The sequence below is a fragment of the Niallia oryzisoli genome, assembly GCF_036670025.1.
GTDB lineage: Bacteria > Bacillota > Bacilli > Bacillales > Cytobacillaceae > Bacillus_BD > Bacillus_BD oryzisoli.
This window is the reverse complement of the sequence record NZ_CP137640.1, coordinates 5274381-5295838: the sequence shown is the minus strand read 5'-3', so window position 1 is coordinate 5295838 and position 21458 is coordinate 5274381. Positions and strand designations below refer to the sequence as shown.

The 21458-nt window shown below is 38.0% G+C and carries 12 protein-coding genes and 1 pseudogene; 10 read left to right on the top strand and 3 right to left on the bottom strand.

The features are described from left to right. Positions 1 to 215: 215 nt before the first annotated feature. Positions 216 to 647 carry a YkvA family protein gene (locus tag R4Z09_RS26350; protein WP_338449656.1) on the top strand — a complete coding sequence of 144 codons (432 nt, stop codon included), beginning with the start codon at positions 216 to 218 and terminating at the stop codon, positions 645 to 647. Between the two features lie 205 nt (positions 648 to 852). On the opposite strand, the gene R4Z09_RS26345 is transcribed toward R4Z09_RS26350, so the two are convergent. Both R4Z09_RS26345 and secA2 read right to left on the bottom strand, forming a co-directional pair. Further along, the gene (locus tag R4Z09_RS26345; RefSeq protein WP_338449655.1) at positions 853 to 1755 is read right to left on the bottom strand and encodes an accessory Sec system S-layer assembly protein; all 903 of its coding nucleotides are present in this window, start codon (positions 1753 to 1755) and stop codon (positions 853 to 855) included. A gap of 2 nt (positions 1756 to 1757) precedes the next feature. Further along, positions 1758 to 4124 carry an accessory Sec system translocase SecA2 gene (gene secA2, locus R4Z09_RS26340; protein WP_338449654.1) on the bottom strand — a complete coding sequence of 789 codons (2367 nt, stop codon included), beginning with the start codon at positions 4122 to 4124 and terminating at the stop codon, positions 1758 to 1760. A gap of 782 nt (positions 4125 to 4906) precedes the next feature. Here secA2 and R4Z09_RS26335 point away from each other — a divergent pair. From R4Z09_RS26335 to R4Z09_RS26320, 4 genes and pseudogenes are all read left to right on the top strand, one after another. Continuing rightward, on the top strand, positions 4907 to 7498 hold the full coding sequence (locus tag R4Z09_RS26335; protein WP_338449653.1) for an S-layer homology domain-containing protein: 2592 nt from the start codon (positions 4907 to 4909) through the stop codon (positions 7496 to 7498). Between the two features lie 347 nt (positions 7499 to 7845). After that, positions 7846 to 10347: an S-layer homology domain-containing protein gene (locus R4Z09_RS26330; protein WP_338449652.1), complete on the top strand. Its 2502-nt coding sequence runs from the start codon at positions 7846 to 7848 to the stop codon at positions 10345 to 10347. An 806-nt stretch (positions 10348 to 11153) separates the two neighbouring features. Next, the gene (locus tag R4Z09_RS26325) at positions 11154 to 13646 is read left to right on the top strand and encodes an S-layer homology domain-containing protein (protein WP_338449651.1); all 2493 of its coding nucleotides are present in this window, start codon (positions 11154 to 11156) and stop codon (positions 13644 to 13646) included. Positions 13647 to 13933: 287 nt separating this feature from the next. After that, a pseudogene (locus R4Z09_RS26320) lies at positions 13934 to 14469 on the top strand (IS3 family transposase); the annotation flags it as partial. A gap of 191 nt (positions 14470 to 14660) precedes the next feature. Here the strand turns inward: R4Z09_RS26320 and R4Z09_RS26315 are convergent. Continuing rightward, a complete protein-coding gene (locus R4Z09_RS26315; protein ID WP_338449649.1) occupies positions 14661 to 15443 on the bottom strand; it encodes an SGNH/GDSL hydrolase family protein in 783 nt (260 codons plus the stop codon). A gap of 301 nt (positions 15444 to 15744) precedes the next feature. Here R4Z09_RS26315 and R4Z09_RS26310 point away from each other — a divergent pair, with 301 nt between their 5' ends. From R4Z09_RS26310 to R4Z09_RS26290, 5 genes are all read left to right on the top strand, one after another. Continuing rightward, positions 15745 to 16497, top strand: coding sequence for a YveK family protein (locus tag R4Z09_RS26310; RefSeq protein WP_338449648.1), 753 nt, complete (start codon positions 15745 to 15747; stop codon positions 16495 to 16497). Further along, positions 16487 to 17194 carry a CpsD/CapB family tyrosine-protein kinase gene (locus R4Z09_RS26305; RefSeq protein WP_338449647.1) on the top strand — a complete coding sequence of 236 codons (708 nt, stop codon included), beginning with the start codon at positions 16487 to 16489 and terminating at the stop codon, positions 17192 to 17194. Before R4Z09_RS26310 ends, R4Z09_RS26305 begins: the two co-directional genes overlap by 11 nt. Before the next feature lie 30 nt (positions 17195 to 17224). Next, positions 17225 to 17992 (top strand): tyrosine-protein phosphatase, encoded by a 768-nt coding sequence (locus R4Z09_RS26300; RefSeq protein ID WP_338449646.1) that lies wholly within the window; start codon positions 17225 to 17227, stop codon positions 17990 to 17992. A gap of 459 nt (positions 17993 to 18451) precedes the next feature. Next, entirely contained in the window at positions 18452 to 19345 is an 894-nt protein-coding gene (gene galU / locus R4Z09_RS26295) for a UTP--glucose-1-phosphate uridylyltransferase GalU (protein ID WP_338449645.1), read from the top strand. A 45-nt stretch (positions 19346 to 19390) separates the two neighbouring features. Then, positions 19391 to 21214, top strand: a complete 1824-nt coding sequence (locus tag R4Z09_RS26290) for a nucleoside-diphosphate sugar epimerase/dehydratase (protein ID WP_338449644.1) — start codon at positions 19391 to 19393, stop codon at positions 21212 to 21214. Positions 21215 to 21458: the final 244 nt, after the last annotated feature.

The following is a 21458-nucleotide window of genomic DNA, read 5'->3' as shown; positions in this document are numbered from 1 at the left end:
ATAACCAAGGTTGGTAGCCGGGAGAAAAAACACCTATCAAAATGATAAGTGTTTTTTCTCCCTTTTTTTGGGGATTTGCTGGTAAACTTGTTCTTTTGTACCAGTAAAAGAGGCTTTAATCTTTTAAAGCGATGGGGGACAGTCCCCCAACAAGGTAATACATTAAAGCGCCGCCCATCTTTCCTACAGGTATTCGTAAAATAGGTTATAATAGTATGCAGGTTATTATTTATAAAAGGATCAAAATAAATGGTTATGGTGAATATATGGAAAAATTAAAAGTATGGGCGAGGAATTTAAAACGACAAATATTCATTTTGTACTTTGCTTATAAGGATAAACGAGTGCCATGGTTTGTTAAACTCTTTACAGCTTGCGTAGTAGCATACGCGTTCAGCCCAATTGACTTAATACCTGATTTCATACCAATTCTTGGCTTCTTAGACGATGTCATTATTCTACCAATAGGGATAATGCTGGCATTAAAAATGATTCCTAAGGATGTCTTATCAGACTGTGAAGTCAAAGCAAATGAACGAATGAAAAGTGGAAAGCCAAAGAATTGGATTGCAGCCTCAATCATCATAATCATATGGAGCGCCATCATCTTATGGCTTGTCTTTAAGGTCTTACAAAAATGGATATAAGTCGTCAAACAATTAAAAACAAAATAAATAAACAAAAACGCGCTTAGATAATATCCCATATCCAAGCGCGTTTTTGTGTTCGGGTTTAAAAACTAACATACTTTACCGCATTAACTCACGAGGGGGTCTGTCCCCCAATAGGTTAATGCATTAAAGCAATGGGGGTCTGACCCCCAGCGCTTTAAACCCCTAACACTTTACCGCGTTACCCCTGCGGTACGTAGGCTTTCCATTTGCTTAAGTCTGCATCTTCCTTCAACACCAATTCCTTTGGGAAAATAAATGTCCAAGGCTTACTTGTATTAGCCTTAATCTCAAGTGCTTCCATTTTGAAAGCTCCCTTAGCAACCACCTCACCAGATGCATCTTCAACATTCAACGGCAGCTGCTCAAGTTTCACATTCTTTTCACTGCCATTTCGGATCAACAGGGTTACATGCAATGCTCCGGCATCATCCAACCGGGATTGAATCCCCATGAAGTTCACTTCACCTGGCTTAGGCGGCTTGATTGTCTTCACAAGCTGCTCAAGCTTTTCTTTATCAGTGTCAGCTAGGCTCTTTTCCCAGCTTTCCTCTAAATCTAAGGTATGAGGGCCTTTTGCTTTTTTCAGTTCAAATGCAAGCTTCCAGTCTGTTTGCGGAATTTCCTTCACGCGAACATTTTTTGCATTAAATACATATACCCAAGGTGTACTGCTTTCAGCTGGCAGCTCACCAAGACCAGTTAAGTTAAATTCCTGTCTTGCTAATACATCTTCGTCTGGTCCCAGTAAAAGGAGCGTTATTGGCTCAGCAATACGAACCCCTTTCGGCAGACTGTTACGCAAAAACGCCTTAACTGAAACCGTACCATCTTCTGCAGAATGAACCTCAATCCCAGAAAGCGAAATCTGATTCTCCTTCAACAATGGCAGCTCATTATTCAAAAACTGATAATAATATCTTTCTTCCTGACCGATTTCAACATTAGGAGGGAAGTGAAGTTTTGTCTTAACTTCCTTCCCGGTCGTTTCTGCTTTTTCCCCAAGCAAATCCATCGAATCAACTGTATGGTCTTCGCCGTCTTTCGCGATCTTATTTTTATCACGCTTGAAAAAACCTAACATCTTTATTCCCTCCCGATCTGATTTTCAACAGCTCGTACAATCGCAGCCGATTGAACTCCGATTTCTTTTTCTATTAAATGATACATGTCCGTAAATAACGCGTATCCCTCGCGTCCGTATTGGCGCATTGGATCCTCCTGGCTGTAGCTTCGTAAGCCGATTCCTTCTTTCAGCCGCTCCATTGCCTCGAGATGTGCCAGCCAATGATGGTCAACGGCAGCAAGGATATATCTTGGGAATGCTGAAAGAACCCCTGGATTTTCCGTAATCTCATCCAGTCGCGCAAAATACTTCTCAAGCTCCGCCGTCACGATATCCATAATCCTATTTTTATCCATTATATCAACTATAGCAGATAAATCACTTCCAGGCAGCACTGACGATAAATGCTTAACCAGTATACCGAGCTCCCAATTCTCAGGTATGATCTCTTCAGAACAGATATACTCAATCTCACTCTTCACATAAGACTCAACCGAAGATTTAATCAGCGGAACCAAATCCCGACCTTCGAGTATCCGTGTCCGTAATTCATAAACAGTGCTGCGCTGCATATTCAACACATCATCAAGCTTAATGTTGTATTCACGAATCGAATAGCCAGAGCCTTCACAAATTCGCTGCGTCCGATCGAAAAACTCAATCATTTTATCATTTAAAACTCTGCCTTCCGCATCAACTTTTAATTTCTTCTTTAACTTCTCAACTTCCTCATGTGCAAAGCGCTTAACTAAATCATCTTCAAGCGATAAAAAGAACTCAGAGGTACCAGGATCTCCCTGACGTCCTGAACGACCCTTCAACTGGTTGTCAATCCGGCGTGATTCATTTCGTTCGGTTCCAATCACATAAAGACCGCCAAGCTCAGCAACGCCTTCACCAAGCATAATATCTGTACCACGTCCGGCCATATTTGTTGCAACTGTTATCCGACCCTTCTGTCCGGCAAGCGAAATTAACTGCACTTCCTGTTCAACTGTTTTGGCATTTAAGACCTCGAAACCAAGGCCCTCTTCACGCAAATAATCAGCGATCTCCTCAGACTGCAGGATAGAAGTAGTCCCAATCAAAACAGGCTGTCCCTTCTCATGCAGCTCCTTAACCCTCCGAGCAACAGCTTTATATTTATTCTCAATCGTATCATACACCTGATCAAGCAAATCCTTCCTCATAATAGGCCGATTCGTCGGGATCTGAATCACATTCATCGAATAGATTTCCTGGAACTCTTTTTCCTCCGTTTTCGCTGTCCCGGTCATCCCAGCAAGAACAGGGTAGAGGCGGAAATAGTTTTGAATCGTAATCGAAGCCTGTGTCTTATTTTCTTCAGTCAGCTCCAGACCTTCTTTTGCCTCAATCGCCTGATGCAGCCCGTTGCTTAGGGAGCGTCCTTCCATTGTCCGGCCGGTGAACGCATCAACAAGCAAAACTTTTCCTTCCTTTATAATATAATCAACATCTCTCTTAAACATAATGTGCGCCCGTAAGGCCTGGATGACATAATGATAGAGAGTTTGATGCTCAAGATCATAAAGGTTATCAATATCAAACCCGCGTTCAATTTTAGTGATTCCTTCTTCTGTAAAATTGGTAGATTTTGTTTCTGGGTCAAAAAGAAAATCTTCATCTTCTTTAAATGTCTTAATCACTCGGGCACACAAGTAGCTTAACTCGTTACTGACACCAGTTTTTCCTGCAATAATAAGCGGCGTTTTGGCCTCATCCACCAGTACGCTGTCCGCTTCATCAATAATCGCGTAATGATAGGGTCTTTGCACTCGCTGGTCAGGATCGTAGGCCATATGGTCACGCAAATGGTCAAAGCCAAATTCATTTCCAACCCCATATGTAATGTCAGCCTGGTATGCAGCCTTTTTCTCCACAGGATCCATCATCGGTAAATTCAATCCAACCGTCAAACCGAGAAATTCATGGATCCCACCGATTAGATCACGGTCGCGTTTGGCAAGGTAGTCGTTCACCGTAATAACATGAACTCCTTTTCCTTCAAGGGCGCGTAAATAACTAGATAATGAAGCAACAAGCGTTTTCCCTTCACCTGTCGGCATCTCGGCAATATTTCCCTCTGAAAGGACCATGCCGCCAATCAGCTGGACATCGAAATGACGCATGCCAACAACTCGTTTCGCAGCTTCGCGGACAACGGCAAAGGCTTCAACTTGTATATCAAGGACGGATTTTCCGTTTTCAAGCTGCTCTTTAAAATAAGTAGTCTTTGCTTTAAGCTGGTCATCCGTTAATTTTTCAATCTCAGGCTCAAGCTTGTTTATCTGCTGAACCTTTTTATGATAGGTATTCAATTGTTTCGTTTGCTTATCGCCAGTAAGCTTTTTCAAGTAACCAAGCATATCTTTTTCTCTCCTCGCCATTCAATCCATTATCTTGCATTAGTATAGCATTTATTGTAAGGACTTTCAGCACTACTTCTAGCGGGATGCAAAGCGTAGATTAAATCCATAAATAAAAGTAGGTCTGATAGTACTCTTTCTATAATAGATAAGAAAAATAAGTAAATTTTTACTATTTTATGTTAATGCTGTAAAAATCATACAACAGTCCCAAAAACGATAGCAAATAATGACAAAGGTTCTTCTAAAAGAACAATTTTTCGACATAATTACTATCATTACCGACAGAAAAATGACTAAATATCTATTGCTTAAGAAGTAAATGCTGCATGTTTGTCGATAACTTATCGTTGATATATCAATAATCCTACCTTATAATGAGGACAGATAAATAAAAAAAGTTGTGATATTCATTATATTCCTATTGTTCTTTAAAAGGCACAAAAAACGAAGCCGAATTCTACTAATGAGGACAAGTTATTGTGTATAAAACATATGTTTCATCCTTCTAGCAGGTACATATGTAAAGAGTTTTCACGAGACGTAGGAGCTTTTTATTTATTATACAAATCTTTATAAAATCAATTATAAATACATTGTAAAGATTTGTAAAATATAGAATTTTTAAATAAATGAATATTGACAATATTCAGATAAAATTCTATACTGAAACTCGATGTCAAGCTGCTTTTAGGAGTTACATAAATTACCAAATTAATAGACTCTTAGAATGGCTTTGATTATATTTATACTTTTTTCAAATAAGGGGAGGAAATATCTCAATGGCTAAATCTTACCGTAAATTTATTGCTGGAGCTGCAACTGCAGCAGTTGTAGCATCTTCTTTTGCAGGTGTTGCTGGCGCAGCAAGTTTTTCTGATGTAGATAGCAGCACAACTCATAACGCAGCAATCTCTGCGTTAGTAGACAAAGGAATCATCAGCGGATATGAAGATGGAACATTCCGTCCATACGCTCAAATCAATCGTGGTGAAGCTGCAATCATCGTAGCTCGCGCTCTTGGTTTACTTGATGGTAAAAATATTCCATCTAACCCATTCAGTGATGTAAGTGAAAACCAAGCTGCTTATGAAGCAATTGTAAAATTAGCAGACAAAGGAATCGTTAGTGGATTCAATGATGACACTTTCCGTCCTTATGATAAAGTAACGAAAGCTCAAGCAGCCAAGTATATTGCCTTAGCATATGGCTATGAGCCAGCTGACGGAATTACAAAATTCCCTGATGTAAATGAGAATTCAGCTTTAGCAGCATATGTTGATGTTTTAGCAGACCACAATATCGTAGCAGGTAAAGCAAATGGTAACTTTGGTTATGGTGATAACCTAAGACGTGGTGACTTTGCTGGTATTATCTATAGAGCTGAAATAGCTAAAGAACCAGGTACAGGTAATCCTGGAGATCCTATCAAACCAACACCAAATGCTAATCCTATTACAATCACTGAAGCTTCTAACACACCAGGAAATTCTTTAACAAACGGATCTGAAAAAACATACCAAGTTAAGGTTGTTAACCCTAACTCTAAGCTTCCAGTTGAAAATGTGACAGTTAATGTTACATTCTTAGAGAACATTGACACAGATAGCAGTCAACGTCGTGAAGTTACAGTTATGAACCCTGTAACTGGTAAAAAAGTGATCCCTTACCAAGAAAAACAAGGTCAAGAAGCAGTTGCTCAAATTAAAACAGACAAAAATGGTGTAGCTACTTTCACTATCAGCGGTACAAACGCAACAGTTACTCCAGTTGCATTCCTTGACGGAAGCAATCAAAAATGGGATACAAATGGCGGTCCAATTATTGAAACGGTTAATGGTCGTTTCGAGCAAAACACTGAACTTTATACACAAGCAAAACCTGTTACATTTGGTGTAACTCAATATAAGATTGAAGTTACTCCTAAGAGAACAGATGATGCTGCAGTAACTGAAATTTATAAAAATAGAGAATTGAAAAAGGCAGAAATCTCAGTTCTAAATGGCCGTGAATTTACAGTTAAAGTATTAAAGCCAGATGGTACACCATATAAAGGCGGAGTTGTAAACGTTGGTATTGATGAATATATTAATAGTGAATTGGGTACAGCGCCAAGATCAGCGTTCCTTGCTACAAAGTCAGGAGGTCTTCTTGACAACGCAATCACGAAAGTAATTGGAACTGACGATGCAAACTATAATTTGACTGCAACTAAACAAGGTACAGTTAGACTAGATCAAAACGGTGAAGCTACATTTGTATTAGCAAGTACAAGAGCTGGAGATGCGGCTAGACCATTTATCTGGGTTGACCAAAACTTTGATAATAACGATCGCGATCAAGTATATGATAAAGGAGAACCAACTTCAGTTCGTACAAATATACCTGTAACAGACTTCCAACCATCTCGTGTTGATAATGGTTCACTTGGATCAAAATTAGAAGTAACTGAATTATCATATGCAGCGAGAACAAAATTCAAAGCACCAACAGATTACTGGAAAAACATTGAAGATGTGAAAGGCTTCAACTTTACAATTCTAAACCAAAGTGGAACACCATTCTTACCTCCTGCTGGTGGTAGTTTTGATGAGAAAGATGCCACTGTTACTTATGAAATTATCAACACTGGCGGAAATCCAATTCGTGTACACACAGCTGAATACCTAATCAACCCAGCTTTACAAGATGCACAACTTGCTGATTGGGCTACTCTTACAGGTACAAGCGATGGCAGAGTAGTAGAGATTCAAGTAGGCGGGCGTGTAACAATCACTGGTAATATCGATTACGCTAAATGGTATGATCCAAACAACAGTGCCCAAATTGCTATATATGCACTTGGTGGGAAATCTAGCGCTAGCGTAAAAGCGAGTGCAGTTGTCGATGATAATGCTGGAAACGAAAGTAAGAATGTATATGTATATTCTGAATCTAAATCATATGAGTTAAGTAACTCTAATTATGCTCCAAAAGTAGTAGGAGTTCTTGAGAGAGATACAAACTTAGATGGAAATATTGATGAAATCACACTTTCTTTTGATAAGGAAGTAGATATCAATACTGTTGAAGCAGGTGACTTCCGTCTATTCTTAGGATCAACAGATCTTAACCAGCCAGCTATTAGTGCGGTTTATGGTAAGAAGACTAATGATCTTACAAAAGATGATAAAACAAAAATTGTTCTTAAAGTCGAAGAGAACCCTGGAATCGGCGATCCAAATCCAACAATTGGACTTGTTGATACTAGATTATATTATGATCCAAGCTTCTCTGGATCAAAAGCACTTTCTGATGGATTTGGCAATGTAACCCGTGCGTTTATCGTAACTGATAACGGTAATAACGGATCTTACGAAGTAAATCCTAAGTAATTAGGAATCTATAATAAGAGCCTGTCGCAAAATGCGATGGGTTCTTTTTTCGTTTGTTAAATACTAAATTTATAGAAGACAATCTTTGGCTTTATGCCAAAACCTTAATTAGGTATAACACTCAAACCAAGAAGAATGTGCCTTCTAAAATTATGGGGAAATTTCATAAATTGTAATTTATTATAAAAATCGGATTATTTAAAATATAAAGTTGATGTTATTCTACGAAAATCCTATACTAATAATTATTGAATGAATGATAATAGTAAGTTCAACATTCAAAGTTAGTATAAAAAGATCATCCAATATAATTAGGATATTAATAGAATAAGGGGGGGATTTTTAAAATGGCTTACCAACCAAAGTTGTATCGTCCTTTTGTAGCCGGAGCAGTAGTAGTTGCATTGGTTGGTTATTATTGTATACCTGTCGTACATGCAGCAGGCTTTTCGGATATAGATGATAATACACACAAAGAATCCATATTAGTATTAGCTGAACAAAAGGTTATTAGAGGGTTTGAAGATGGAACATTCAGACCCTATCAGCATATATCACGTGGGGATGCAGCTGTGATGGTTGCTCGTACTTTGGGTTTGTTAAACGGTAATAATATACCAGACAATAGCTTTACTGATTTACAAAATGCTAATACAGAAATGAGAGAAGCCATTGCAAAATTGGTGAAACTTGATATTCTTAGCGGATTTTCAGAAGAATTCTTTCATCCTCATGAAACTGTCACCCGTGCTCAAATGGCTAAATATATCGCAAATGCTTTTGATCTCCCTATAAAAGGAAGTGAAACCGACTTTCCAGATGTAAACCCTAACGCCATTTTAGCGCCCTATGTTGCGGCGATTGCTGAGGCTGGTATAACTATTGGTAAAGAAAATGGAACATTCGGTTATCATGATCCACTCAATCGCGGTGACTTTTCCGCCATGCTTTATCGTGCCCATTTTAAAGAGCCGGAACCAGTCATCACTCCAATAACAATTGAGGGAGACGAACAAGGCAACACATTGGTAAACGGTCAAGCAAAAACATATACAGTCACTCTCATAAACCCTGTTTCAGAGGAACCAATTGAAAACGCAGTATTAAATGTGACATTCGCTGAAAATCTTGAAACGAACTTCGGTCCACAAAGAAATGTCGTGGTAACCAATGGTCATGGCCAATTCACTATTCCTTATCAGTCAAAGGATGGCTATGAAGCAGAAATTGAAATCAAGACAGATAAAATGGGGAAAGCAACCTTTACTATCACGGGGATAAATGCAACAGTAACGCCAATAGTCTTTTTAGATGGAAGTAACCAAGAATGGGATACAAAAGGCGGCATCAAGATAGAAACTCAGAATAGCCGCTTTGAAGAAATAGAATACCATACCAAAGCAGCACCCGTAACATTTACGATCACACCTTACCAAATAACGGTTGAAGGTCAAAGAACTAATTATGCGGCAATAGCGGACATGGATGAAAATGGACTAATAACTGAGCATAATGGTCGAAAGTATAAAATCAAAGTGACAAAACCAGATGGCACCCCTTATGCAGGCGGCACTGTAAACGTTGGAATCGACGAGCTGCTTGACGGAAAGTTAGGGAATGAACCATATGGTGCTTATTTTGTTGACTTCAAAAATGCAGCAGGTAAACATCTAACGCAAGGTCAAGTCGGATTGGACTATAATGGCGAAGCATCTTTTGTTTTGGCAAGTAAAAGTATAAATGTCTCCGCCAAACCAATTGTATGGATTGACCAAAACTTTGCCAATAATGATCAACCTGGAACGCTCGAAAGCGGAGAGCCAATATCAGACCAAAGCTTGGTAGAACCAACCAATTTTCAGCCTGCTCGAGTGGACAACGGGATTCTTGGAGCAGAATTATCGGTCATTCAGGATAATTATATGGGAGAGAAAATTTTCCAACTGACCATACTTAATCAAAGCGGCAAAGTATTCAATCTAGGGAAAGAAGTAAAAGCACATGTAACGTTTGAAGTTATCAATACAGGTACACATCCTGTAGAAATAAATACATCATTTTTAAGTAATTTAGAATTAACCCATGCAATGGGTGCAGTTAATAATGATGATATAGTTACAATTGAAGTAGGCGGCCGTGTAACAATTTCAGGAGACACACCGGTCAGTACGGTGACTCTTTTGGCACAAGCAGTAGAAGGGATTTCTACCGTAAAAGTAAAGGGATCCGCAGTCTTGTACCCTGATGTCGGATATGAGAGCAACTCGGTATATGTATACACTGACTATGTAGAAGTGGAGCTTCCTTTCAGCTATACAGCCGATATTGAATCAATCATCGCACAAGATACAAACAACAATGGAACCAGTGATCAGGTTGAAATTACGTTTGGTAAGGAAGTACATCATTTCGAAGCTGGAGATTTCCGTATTAGACATGAGGGTGACGCTTATTCGGCGAATTCAGTAACAAAGGATGGAAAAAAATTAATACTAACATTCCCAGAAGTGGCATTTAACAATAGTACGACTACTCTTTTCTATGATCCACATTATTCGGGTACTGAAGTTCTTACTGACGGGTTTGGTAACAAGGTGGTCGCATTCCAAATTGGATTTACTGCTATGGTAAAAGAAGATAATGAAGAAAACGCTGATGTTAAAAAAGAAGAGAATAGTCAAAAAGTAGATACTAATCCTGATCCAATTCTTGACGAGACACTAGGCTCAAAAGTTGAAGAGAACTTAGAGGCGAGTAATGGAGAAAATCCAGATTCAATTCCAGAAGAGAGTGGAGTTAAAGAGGAAGAAACACCAAATGGAGAAGGTGTTCCAAGCTCGATGGGATAAAGATGTTGATTTTATACTTACATATAGAATTTTTTCGTCATACGGTAGGGACATCCAGAAACAACGCAGGTGTATGATTCTTTTATACGACTGTGTTGTTTATTGTAATAATCTTAGAAAATAATATACCAGAGGTCTTTCCAACCTTTTTTTATATTTATAAAATGAATGATATAAAAAATGAGTTTATATTGTGTATTCGTTTATCTAATTATAAAAAGCAGCCTTATGACAAATGTATTAATTTTATATTACAGAATGCGAAAAATATTACAAATAATAGTGTGTGTGAATTAGGTAAATAGAACGATAGATAAAATTGAAGAAATAGGTCGTTTTGCATAAGTGAGATTTCATTAAAAATTGCTTATGACATCTTCGGTAGTTTAAATAAGAAAATATTAGGCTTAATCTTCATTAGTAGAAGAATTAATGCGTAATTTAATATATTTATATAATAAAATCAGTAACAAAACCTAATTTCTTCATTATAATATAAATTTTAAATGCTGAAATATAACGAAAACTTTAAAAGATAAATAGAGCTGTCGATAAAAATTTATTATATTTTTGTAATATTTTGTTGAATTTTTAGAAAAGTTTACTAAATAACAAAGGGAAAAACTGTTAATAATAGGATTTGGGCAAAGCATTGACATTATACTATTAAAATTCTATACTAATATTTGTTGAGGGGCTGGTTTTAGAGGAAACATTTGTTTATCTTGTAAAATACTAGACTCTTTGATTAGCTATATATAAACTTATTTATACTTTTTCAAACATAAAAGGGAGGAAATATCTCAATGGCTTACCAACCAAAATCTTACCGTAAATTTATTGCTGGCGCAGCAGCGGCAGCAGTAGTTGCTCCTGTAGCAGCACCAGCTGTATTTGCAGCATCTTTTACTGATGTACCTGCACAATATGAAGAAGCAGTATCATTCCTTACTTCAAAAGGAATTAAAGGAACATCTGACACTACTTTCGGAACATACGAAAACATTAAGCGTGTTGACGCAGCTGTTATGGTTGCTCGTGCATTAGAACTTGATATTGATAATGCTCCTGCATCTGGTTTTACTGACGTTCCAGCTCGTGCTGAAAAAGAAGTAAATGCTCTTAAAGAAGCTGGTATCACTAGCGGAAAAACTGCAACTACATTTGATTCTCAAGCTTTAATCACTCGTGGTGAGCTTGCGATCTGGATCCAAAGAGCATATGATCTAAAAGCTAGTAACGATACATTAGCATTTAACGACGTGCCTTCACAATATGCTACTGCAGTTTCAGCTTTAGTAAATGCAAAAGTAACTAGCGGAACTACTGCTACTACTTTTGGAACTTATGACAATGCAAAACGTGGAGATTTCGCACAGTTCTTATTAAGAGCTGATAAGTACGAACCAACTCCTGAAGCTCCAGCGGTTGAGAGTGTAAGTGCGATTAACGCTAAGCAAGTTGTTGTTAAATTCAACACTGCATTAGAAGGTAATAGTGCTACATTAACTAACGATGCAACTGATGTTGCAAACTATACATTAGATGGAGTAGATGCTACATCAGCTGTTCTATCTGAAGATAAGAAATCTGTAACTGTAACTTTTGCTGCTGACGTGGAAGGTGAAGACCAAGTACTAGTGGTTAACCCTGTTGCTACTACTACAAAAGACAAAAATGGTGCAGTTGTAAACACAGTTAAGTACAGCGAAATCTTAACTTACACTGATACAGATGCTCCAACAGTAGTTTCTACTTCATATGCAAGTGGTGTAATTACTGTTCAATACTCTGAAGAAATCGGTACTGCACCATCTGTAGTACGTGTAAATGGCGTACCTGTCGCTGCTGGTGACATTGCTATTGCTTCAGATGCAACTAAGGTTACAATTAATGCTGCTGGTTTAGCTGCTGGTTCAACTAACAGCCTATACATTGCTGGTGCAAAAGATACAGCTAACGTTGCTAACGAAGTTGCACTTTTCAACGGTACTGTAATCGTTCCAACTTCTGATAGTGGTAAACCACAAATCGCTGGTGTAACTGTAACTGGTCAAAACACAGCAAAAGTTACTTTAAGTGAAGCAATTACTAGTACAACAATTGCAGCTAAACTTCAAAAGGGTGCTGAAATCTCTGATGTAACTTTAACTAAAGACCTTACTGATACTACTGGTAAGACTTACCTACTTTCAGTTGACCTAAACGGAGCAACTGCTGGTGATGGAATCTTCGCTGGTACTTCTACAAGTGAAACATTCAGCTTATTATTTGCTGCTGAAGCATTAGTTGACTCAACTGGTAATAAGAGTGCTGAATTTATCACAACTGTAACATTTGTTAAGGATACTAAAGCTCCTGCTTTGGTTAAATCTGAAGTTCTAACTGACAAGACTAAAGTTGCATTCTCATTCGACGAAGCTCTAACAGTTAACGGTTCAGATGCAAACATCGTTGTTAAGAATTCTGATGGAGTAAAAATCAACGTTGTTGACGGTGAAACTGCTCTTAACGGTTCAGACAGCAAAGTTTACGAAGTTGACTTCGTAACTGGTGCTACTGCAATTGCAGCTGGTACTTACACAGTTACGATCCCAGCTGGATTCTTCCAAGATACTTATGGAAACAAATCTGCTGCTGTAACTCAAACATTTACAGTTGGAACAGCTTCTTCTACTGACACTGTTAAGCCAGTAGCTCAAGTAAGCAATGCTTCTGCTGCAAATACATTCTCAGTTGCATACTACAATGGAACTGGAGCTCTTGAAGAAGTTTCTACTTCTGCACTAAATGCTGCTAACTACAATTTAGACGGTAAAGCTCTACCAGCTGGAACAGAAATCTACTTCACTAGCACAGCTAAGAACACTGTAGAAATCGTTCTTCCTGAAGGATCTGTAAACATTGGTAACCAAACTGCTGGTGCTAATGCAGTTCTAACTGTATCTAACGTACAAGATAAAGCTGGTAATACAAACGTTACTTCTAACCATACTGTAGTTGTAAAAGATAACACTGCTGCAACTATCCAATCAGTACAAGTTCTTGGAACTGATGTATATGTAACATTCAATGAAGATGTAGTAGTACCTGCTACAACTGATGCATTAGTTGCATTCAATGTTACTGTAAATGGTACTGCATTAACTGCTACTGATGTTTCTGACCTTACTTCTGTAAGTGGAAACGCTAAGCAAGTTAAGTTCACTTTAACTACTACTCCGGCTGCAACTCCTGTTGTAACTGTTCTTGGTACACAAACAGTATTAAAAGATGCTAATGGTGTAGCTGTAAGATAATAATACTTTAAACTTAAATATTAAGATTTAAAGATAAGAGGATTACTGATTATCAGTAATCCTCTCAGACTGTAGACAAACTCGATGAAAATCGTGTTTTCCTACAGTCTTTTTTGTTTTAAAATGGAAATATGGAAAATTTGAGGTGACATTTATACTTTCAAAACACAATTCTATTCAACGAAATCAAATCGAAATGGTTGCTTTAGGCCAATTAGTACCTGCGGACCATTTGGTCCGGAAAATGGAGACAGCTATTGATTTCTCTTTCATTTATGATCTTGTGAATTGAAAAATACAAACTTAAAAATAGAATCAGGCATTTATGCGATATCGCTGGAATATCACGCTCCTGGTACTATAATTATTTCTCCATACGCTCTCAGAAACGACGGGAACAACGTGAGAAACAAGATATGGCATTGAAAAAAGTCGTATTAAAAGCATTTTACTTTAAAGGTCGTAAAAAAGGTGCTCGACAAATCAAAATGACTTTAGTAGGTCAATTCAATATTATATATAACCTTAAGCGCATTCGAAGAATCATGAAAAAGTTCGGGATTATTTGCCCAATTAGGAGAGCGAATCCATACAAAAGAATGATGAAAGCTACCCATGAACATAGAATTTTACCCGATTTGTTGAATAGAAATTTCAAACAAGGTATACCCAGTAAGGTATTAATTGCGGATATTACATATTTATTTTATGGGAAAGGTAAAAAGGCGTACTTATCAACAATTAAAGATGATCCACCAATGAAATTTTAGCATACAAAGTTTCCGATAGAATCATAATAGATATAGCAACTGAGAATTTAAAGACCCCTGTTCAATACAGAGATCATCTTCTTAAAACAGCCTAGGCTTTTTTAAAAATGTCCTTTACAAAGGGTACACTTTACTTTTCTCTTAGAGCTTTATTCATCTATTCTTCTAGCAAATCAACACTTTGTCCATAAAAAAAGTTGAAAGAAGCCACCCATTGACCCCCTTCGGCCTTTACATATCCAAATCAATCCCCACCTACCAAATAATCCACCAAATACCCAGCCCACAACTCATGACCCTTCACACTTGGCTGCGTTTGATCCTCCACCAAATACTCCTTAATCTCTATCGACTCAGAATCCGGCCAAACCTCCCAATGATCTAAATAAACAATCCCGTGGTCCTTAGCATAGTCCTTAAGCAACTCTACCTGTTTCGGATAAAAAGTCGCATTGTATAATGGATGCGGGGGCTGTAAAATAAAGACAGCTTTTGGATTATCTGCCTGAACATCTTGGATGATGGTGGAAAGATTGTCTAACGAATCTTCAATCTTGACCACTCCATTATCATTTAATGTGAATGGTTCAAAAATGATAAGATCGGGTTGTTCTTTTATGAGTTCAGATTGCAGGTTTTGCTTAACATATTCAGAAGAAGTGAGATCATACTGAAGAGTATTGACATTAATATAATCATGGAACGTTTCTTTTAACGCTGTTGTAACGATTTCTGGCCATGAATCTTTTCCATTTCCAAGTGAATCGGAACCTAAGAATACGATTTTGAAGGGTTTTTCTTTTTGTATACTGGCTTGAAAGGTATTCGTGCTTTCAACTGGCCAGTTTTTTGTATTGGGGAGAAGAGTTTCCCATACAGATGGATGAGCATCGTGCACATTTGGTTGACCTTCTTTAACAGCCGCAGTTGTGGTTGAAATAGCGGTCTTCTTATTCCAATTAGCCTGACCGAAATATAGGGTTGCCACACAAACGATGATTAACAAGATTGGTATAATCCTCTTCATATCAACTTTCCTCCAATATGAATATTGTTGTAATCTTACCAAGTAAATCCTATGAAAATATTGTTATTAAAATATAAGTGCTTTTTATGTTAGAATAACATTAGTAAAAAAATAAGAGTTAGCATGAAAAAAAGATTTACTTATTTAAAAGTATGTCAGTATAAAGTAAAAAAGGCAATATATTATGGTATAATTATCCTGCAATATTTTGGAAGGTGAACGGTATATTGTGCTAATAGATTAACTTTATATATGTATACTCTTGTAAGATTTCTTACAGTGAATAAACTAGGAGGACAAAATGGAAGAAACAATCAGTCTAAGGGAACTTTTTCAGACGTTAAGAAAACGGCTTAGTTTAATCGTGGTGATCACCGTCATTGCTGTGATGATTAGCGGGATAGTGAGTTACTTTATTATTACCCCAATTTATCAGGCCTCAACCCAGTTGCTTGTAAACCAAGAAAAAAGTGATCAAGCAGCCTTATATAATTCAAATGAAGTTCAAACCAATCTACAATTAATTAATACCTATAATGTGATTATCAAGAGCCCTGCGATATTAGATAAAGTGGCAGAGCGGCTGAGCAAGGAAATGTCGGTTAGTGAATTAAATGGAAAAATCACTGTTCAAAGTGAAAAGGATTCACAGGTCGTAAATGTATCTGTTCAAGATCCTGACCCACAATTGGCGGCAGAAATCGCGAATACGACAGCAGACGTATTTCAAAAAGAAATCGTCAGTATAATGAATGTGGACAATGTGAGTATTTTAGCAAAGGCTACTGTTGCTGAAAACCAAGCACCAATTAAGCCGCAGCCATTATTAAATATAGCCATCGCTTTAGTGGTTGGTTTAATGGCTGGTGTTGGATTAGCCTTTTTACTAGAGTACTTAGATAACACGATTAAAAATGAACAAGATATTGAAAACCTGTTAGGCCTGCCTGTTCTTGGTGTGATTGCTACAATGGATTCTACGGGCAAGAAAAATGAGAAGGCTGGTAGAGGGAAACACCATGCTAAAGTTAGGGGTGAGTCTCTTGGCTCTTAATAAAAAGATAAAAAAGAAAGCAACTGAACTAAAAAGAAGTTTAATTACAAGTAAGGATCCAAAGTCACCAATTTCGGAACAATATCGGACGATTAGAACGAATATTCAATTTTCCTCTGTTGATAAGGAAATGAAAACAATCGTTGTGACATCTGCAGGTCCTTCTGAAGGAAAGTCAACAACTGTTGCGAATCTGGCCGTTGCCTTTGCTCAGCAAGGGAAGAAGGTTCTGCTAGTCGATGCTGATTTAAGAAAGCCCACTGTGCATTATTCATTCAATATTACCAATACATTTGGATTGAGCAGCGCTCTTACAAAGCAGTCAAAATTAGAAGATGTCATCAAGGAATCCCTTGAGGAAAATTTGTATGTATTAACGAGCGGGCCCATTCCGCCGAATCCAGCCGAATTGCTAGGGTCTAAGGCAATGGAGCTTTTTATGGAGCAGGTTCAAGATGATTTTGATGTGGTTCTTTATGATACCCCTCCATTATTAGCTGTCACGGATGCGCAAATTATGGCGAGTAAATGTGATGGAACCATTTTGGTTGTAAGCAGTGGAAAGACAGAAACAGAACAGGCTGTAAAAGCTAAAGAATTACTAGCAGCGGCTAATAGCCATATTATCGGTGTTGTGTTAAATAATAAAAAATTGCAAAGCAACAATTATTATTACTACTACGGCAATAATCATTAAATTTTTTGAAATAGAAATGGGGAGAGGGAAATGATTGATATTCATTGTCATATATTGCCCGGTGTTGATGACGGTGCAAAGGATATGGATGAATCGATGGATATGGCAAAGGAAGCAGTACGTGAAGGGATCCATACGATCATTGCTACTCCCCATCATAAAAATCGTCAATGGGATAACGAAAAAACTTTTATATTGAAAAGGGTAGCTGAACTAAATCAGCACCTTTCCAATGAAGGAATCCCGCTTACGATATTACCTGGACAAGAGACCCGTATTTATGGTGAAATCCTAGAGGATTACTTGTCAGGTGGGAAAATACTTCCTTTGGGAGAGACGTCGTATCTTTTTATTGAATTTCCCTCAGGACATGTCCCTCGTTATGCAGAAACGTTACTATATGAGATCCAAACAGAAGGGCTCATTCCCATTATCGTTCACCCAGAAAGAAATCAGGAAATTATTGAGAATCCGGATTTGTTATATAAGTTTGTGAAAAGTGGAACACTCACCCAGGTGACTGCAGGCAGTCTTTGCGGATATTTTGGTAAAAAAATTAAGAAATTTTCCCATCAGTTGATTGAGGCCAACTTGACCCATTTTATTGCTTCAGATGCTCACAATGTTCATAATCGCACGTTTAAAATGGCAGAGACGATGGATATGGTGGAGAAGAGCTACGGGGTTGATATGGTTTATTTGTTTAGAGAGAATGCTGAGTTATTGGTGCAAGGGAAGAATGTTTATCGGGAGATTCCTGAGCGTGTGGTACGGAAAAAGTTTCTGGGGCTTTTTTAAAGGAGCACTTGAGCAGTGCACGGTTAGGTCCCTCTTAAGCTTTGATTAGTTAAAGGATTGAACTATTTTGATTGCATTTGTATGAATAGAAGATAATGAACTCTTAGGTTTATTGAATGAAACGTTCGATATTCCTATGTTATTAAGATCTTATAATTTTTTGTCAATGTTATTCTGTAGGATTCTAAACAACTAGAACAGACATATGAATAGCATTTGGCGATGTCTCCTGTCCGTTATCAATGGAGGTACTCGGTTGCGCTGTGGGGCTTTCATCGAGAGTCCTTAGACACCTGTTGTCGGGAGTGCGATGTGAGGGTGGGTTGGATGCCCGTTATTATAATTATTTGATAGAGGAGTCTTTTTCTAAGTAAATTAGTGTTTAATGAGAGAACATAGGTTGTGTGTTTTATCATTAAAAACTAATTTTTTATTATATAAAAGAAAGTAGGGGATTATGTGAAAAAGGTTCGTAAAGCGATTATCCCGGCAGCAGGGTTGGGAACCCGTTTTTTACCGGCTACGAAGGCAATGCCGAAGGAAATGCTGCCGATTGTTGATAAGCCGACGATTCAATATATCATTGAAGAGGCGGTTGCTTCTGGGATTGAGGATATTATTATTGTGACAGGAAAAGGAAAGCGTTCGATTGAAGATCATTTTGATAATGCTCCTGAGCTGGAACACAATCTACTGGAAAAAGGAAAATTGGATTTGTTAGAGAAGGTCCAGTATTCTTCTAATCTAGCAAACATCCATTATATTCGCCAAAAGGAACCAAAAGGACTTGGACATGCGGTTTGGTGCGCCCGTAACTTTATTGGGGACGAGCCGTTTGCTGTTCTACTTGGTGATGATATAGTTCAAAGTGATACACCTTGCCTGAGACAGTTGATGGATCAATATGATGAAACTCGTTCATCAATTATTGGTGTACAGACTGTAGCGGACCATGAGACACATCGCTACGGAATTATTGATCCGTTAGCTGCAGACGGCAGACGTTTTCAGGTGCGGAATTTTGTTGAGAAGCCTGTGCAAGGAACAGCGCCCTCTAATTTGGCGATTATGGGCCGTTATGTTCTTACACCAGAGATTTTTATGTTTTTGGACAAGCAGGAAAAGGGCGCTGGCGGTGAGATTCAATTGACAGATGCGATTCAGGAATTGAACCGAATTCAGCGTGTGTTTGCGTATGACTTTGAAGGCAAGCGGTATGATGTTGGGGAGAAGTTTGGGTTTGTGAAGACGACGGTGGAGTTTGCTTTGCAGAATGAAGAGATCAAGGATGAGTTGTTGGAGTATTTAGAGCAAATCGTGAAAAGTAGATCTACGGAAAAGGTGGATGCTTAAGCATCTACCTTCGCTGAAAAAAACGAGATAAAGAAGGGAATGCCAGTGAGCTATAAAAAGCGGTTGCCATTGTTAGTAATTTTGGATTCTGCGATTGTGTTAACGGCTATTTTTATCGGCTATTATATTTTACATCCTTACATGAATGTGTATACAATGCCAATGTTGTGGATCAGTGCGATTACATTATTATTCAGCCATCATTTATTTGCATCTATTTATCGCTTGTACCAGAAGGCATGGGAATATGCCAGTGTGGGAGAGTTAACCGCGATTGTTAAAGCCGTAACCTTTTCGATTGCTTTGACAGCAGTTGTTCAATTAGTCGGTTATCAAAATGTTTATGTGCGGGTGCTTGGGATTACTTGGATGTTACATGTGCTGTTAATCGGAGGTTCGCGTTTTTCTTGGCGGGTGTTCCGGGATCATTACATTTCGCCAAATCCGAATAAGAAGCGCACTTTAATTGTGGGAGCAGGTTCTGCTGGTACGATGGTTGCGAGGCAACTGTTGAAGAACGAGCATGCAGATCTTTATCCAGTTGCGTTCGTGGATGATGATCCGTTTAAGCATAAACTGCAGATTTTTGGGATTGAAGTCAAAGGGCGCAGTGAGGATATTCCAAAGATTGTGGTTGAAAATAGGATTGATAATATTGTTATTGCGATTCCGTCAATAACTAAGCAGGAAATGAAGAAGATATATGATGAGTGTGCAAAGACGACGGCAAAGACAAAGATTTTGCCGTTGATTGAGGACCTTGTGACAGGGAAGGTGTCTGTCAATAATATTCGTGATGTTCAGGTTGAGGACTTATTAGGCCGTGAGCCAATTGAGCTCGATATGGAATCGATTTCTGATAAGCTGACAGGAAAGACCGTGTTAGTAACTGGTGCTGGTGGTTCGATTGGTTCCGAAATATGCCGACAGATTTCTCGATTTTCACCATCAAAGCTGCTTCTTTTAGGACATGGTGAAAACAGTATTTATACAATTGATATGGAATTGCGTAGGAAGTATCATTCTGAATTTGAAATTATCCCTATAATTGCTGACATTCAAGATAGAACAAGAATTTTTGATGTGATGGCACAATTCAAACCGGATGTTGTTTACCATGCAGCAGCACATAAGCATGTGCCATTAATGGAGTACAATCCAACTGAAGCAGTTAAGAATAATATTTTTGGCACCCGAAATGTAGCTGAAGCAGCTGATTCACTTGGTGTGAAGAATTTTGTCTTAATTTCAACAGATAAGGCCGTGAATCCTCCAAACATCATGGGTTCAACGAAGAGATTTGCTGAGATGATTATTCAAAACTTAGCGAAAGAAAGTAAAACAAAGTTTGTCGCAGTCCGATTCGGAAATGTACTAGGAAGTCGTGGCAGTGTCATCCCATTATTTAAAAAGCAAATTCAAGCAGGAGGCCCTATAACGGTCACACACCCTGATATTACTAGATACTTTATGACGATTCCTGAGGCATCAAGACTTGTAATCCAAGCAGGTGCATTGGCTCGTGGCGGAGAGGTATTTGTGTTAGATATGGGGGAACCAGTTAAGATTGTGGATCTTGCAAAGAATCTTATTACACTTTCTGGATATTCAGTAGAAGAAATTGGGATTAAATTCTCTGGGTTACGCCCAGGTGAAAAAATGTATGAAGAGCTGTTAAATGATAATGAGGTTCAGAAGGAGCAAGTGTTTCCGAAGATTTTTATTGGGAAGGCAGTGCCGATGGGGAAGAGGGAGCTTTATGAGGTTATTGAAACTCTTCCTGAAATGAATGCTGATGAGTTGAAAGAAACTTTAGTTGGGATTGCTAATACTAAGTTTAGTGAGAAGATGTTGGTTGGTAGTATGTGACTTTTTAGGGTGTGGGTGGATACTTACCGTATTCGTTTACATCCTTCTATTTTGTAGTTTTAAGTAGATTTACGGAACTCATTTCGTATTGATTGGTCAAAGGTAATAGAGGAATATGACGTTGTATTTATGTTAGATGCATTTAATGGTTAGTAGTTGGTTGAATTGGTTACTATCTAAAATACAATTAAGTGCTAAAGTTACTAAATTATATATATTTATTGAATAAACCTAAACTAGTATA